Origin of the sequence: Acidiphilium sp. (genome assembly GCF_049977125.1) — a bacterium.
Taxonomy (GTDB): Bacteria; Pseudomonadota; Alphaproteobacteria; order Acetobacterales; family Acetobacteraceae; genus Acidiphilium.
The window spans coordinates 11150-13731 of record NZ_JBMFGY010000083.1 but is presented as its reverse complement, the minus strand read 5'-3'; the positions used below and the strand labels follow the sequence as shown (position 1 = coordinate 13731).

At 59.9% G+C, this 2582-nt stretch carries 2 protein-coding genes; one reads left to right on the top strand and one right to left on the bottom strand.

The genetic code is table 11. The features are described 5' to 3' along the window. Nucleotides 1-61: 61 nt before the first annotated feature. Nucleotides 62-745, bottom strand: coding sequence for an HNH endonuclease (locus tag ACP5E6_RS12375; protein ID WP_427954545.1), 684 nt, complete (start codon nt 743-745; stop codon nt 62-64). Nucleotides 746-1364: 619 nt separating this feature from the next. On the opposite strand from ACP5E6_RS12375, the gene ACP5E6_RS12370 reads away from it, so the two are divergent. Beyond that, nucleotides 1365-2558, top strand: a complete 1194-nt coding sequence (locus ACP5E6_RS12370; protein WP_427954544.1) for a pyridoxal-phosphate-dependent aminotransferase family protein — start codon at nt 1365-1367, stop codon at nt 2556-2558. The last annotated feature ends 24 nt before the right edge of the window (nt 2559-2582 follow it).

Here is a 2582-nt window from a genome sequence, read left to right as displayed (position 1 = left end):
CCTCAAGTGTAATTTCCCAGGGGGTTCGTGTCTCATCGTCATTGGCACGGAGGGTCCACTGCTACCGGACCCCCAGGATCTTGGCAATCGCCCGCTTGTGAGGTTTGTCCACCTCCGAGGCGATCTCTACGAGGAATGACCGAGGCTGACTGGACGCAGAGCCCCAGGGGTTCTGGAAAGGGGTGCCAGGTCTGAAGTCGATCCCTGCGCGCTGGAGCGCCTCGACCATCTCATCGTGGGCCTCCCGGGATGGCGCGAGAATCTTGCACCTCCATGTTCCATTCTCGCTTTTCGTGCCGGGCTTTCCGTAGTCGGCTTCCGGCAGGGTCATGTAGGGGATCTGGCGCAGGAAGTAGACCTCGTCTTCGCCCGTCTTGAAATTATGGGCGTGGAACTGGGCGGCGGGCGGCATGAGCTGCCCGGTCGTTCCATCGACCGCGACCCTGAGGCCGACAAAATCTCCCGCTTCGGCCGGATCGGCGAGCGTCAAACTTAGCCGCTTCTGTGAGCGCTCTTCGCTGGATACCTGGCCGCGGCTATACCGGGAGATACCCTCGTAGGTGTCGCGGGTCAGGAGCAGGTCCAATTCACGGCCGAAATAGGTATTGCAGTCATCGCACACGCAGTCGAGCGTCGGCGTCTCGCTTCCGAAGCGACCGAATCCCTGTGGAATGACGTGTTCGACACCGCGAAACCGATCCGGATCGGTCTGAGGGCAGTAGATACAGATCTTGTAACTCGACATGTTCTCGAAAACTTTGGGGGCCGTCCGCGTGTACTAAGCCGCCATCAGGCACAGTCAGGCGTGTAGGTTGTTTGACTGAACTCTTGCAGAGATAGCCGGTCTTTATTGTAGCTGTCGACCGTGTCCGACGCCATGATCAGGGCCGTGTGGACGTGCTCGATAACCAATCATTCCGAGCGCCACCTCGTGGTTCGGAGCTATTCGCCACCTCAAGATGATGTCGTGGCAGTCGATGTAATTTTTGGCCGTGCCTGTCGCGCTACGCGGGCAGCTGCACTTGTGTGGAGCCGACCGATCACAAACGGCCCGTTACCCGGAGTGGAAGGGGTGTGCGTAATGGTATGATAGAATTGACTTAATTGGGTATTTGACGGTATTTTCCAGCTTACATTTTGCGGTCGATCGATAATGCGGCCGGTGGATAGAGGGCGGCATTTGACGATCAATTTCGATAGACGGCGATAGGAGAAATTTTTCAATGCTCGAAATTTCCCAATGAAATCAACAGCTCGAATTTTTGACGGTATGGCTGACGGGAAAAGTGGAGCGGCGTGAGGGGTTTTATAAATAAAAACAGCCCCTTACGGGGCTTCGGAACAATTGAGTGGGAATGAGAACCATGACGACACACACACCGGCGGGTCGTAAACCCGGCCGCCTGTTCTTCGCCAATCCAGGCCCGACCAATATTCCCGACAGCGTGCTCCGCGCGATGGACCGCGCCACGGTCGATTTCATGGGCAGCGATTTCCTCGCGGTCTATGACGATGCGGTTGCCGGTCTCAAACGCCTTTTGTTCACCGAGGGCGAGGTATTTCTCTACACCGCCAGTGGCCACGGCGCCTGGGAGGCCACGATCCAGAACCTGTTCTCTCCGGGCGACCATATCCTGATGCCCGACGCCGGGTATTTCTCCCGTACCTGGGGTGCCCTGGCGCGCGGCTATGGTCTGACCGTCGAGATGCCCGGAACCGACTGGCGGCGCGGCCCTGACGCGGCCAGCATCACCGAACGTCTCTCTGCCGATAAATCTCACACAATCAAAGCCGTGTGCATCGTTCATAATGAAACCTCGACTGGCGTCGCTCTCAATCTGCCGGACATCCGCGCCGCGATCGATGCCGCCGGTCATCCGGCGCTGCTGCTGGTCGATACGATTTCATCCTTCGGTTCGTTCGAATTCCGCATGGCCGATTGGGGGATCGATGCGGTGGTCGGCGGGAGCCAGAAGGGTCTGATGCTGCCGGCGGGTCTGGCGTTTACCGCGGTCAGCGCCAAGGCACTCGACGCGCATCGGCACGCGACACTCGCCCGGTTCTATTTCGACTGGACCAAGATGCTCGCCCGCCGCCACCGCAGCTTCGTCGGCACCGTGCCGATCGCGCCGTTCTATGGCTTGCTCGAGTCGGTTCGGCTGATCGAGGCCGAGGGGATCGAGCAGGTCTGGCACCGTCATCATCGGCTCGCGGAGGCGACCCGTCGCGCCGTCTCGATCTGGAGTGGCAACCAGGGGGTTGGATTCTTCTGCACCGACCCGAAACGGCGCTCCGATTCGGTGACGGCGGTCAAAATGCCGGAGGGGCATGATGCCGAGGCGGTGCGCGCCATCGCCTATGATCGCTTCAACGTCTCGCTCGGCGGCGGTCTGGAGCCTCTGGGTGGCCAGTTGTTCCGCATCGGCCACATGGGCGATCTCAATGAGCCGATGATTCTCGGCACGCTGGGAGTCGTGGAAATGTCGCTCCGGCTTGCCCATGTGCCACATGCCAATGGCGGCGTGAACGCCGCGATCGACTATCTCTCGGCCACCTGAGCGGACGATCCGGGGCATTGCGTT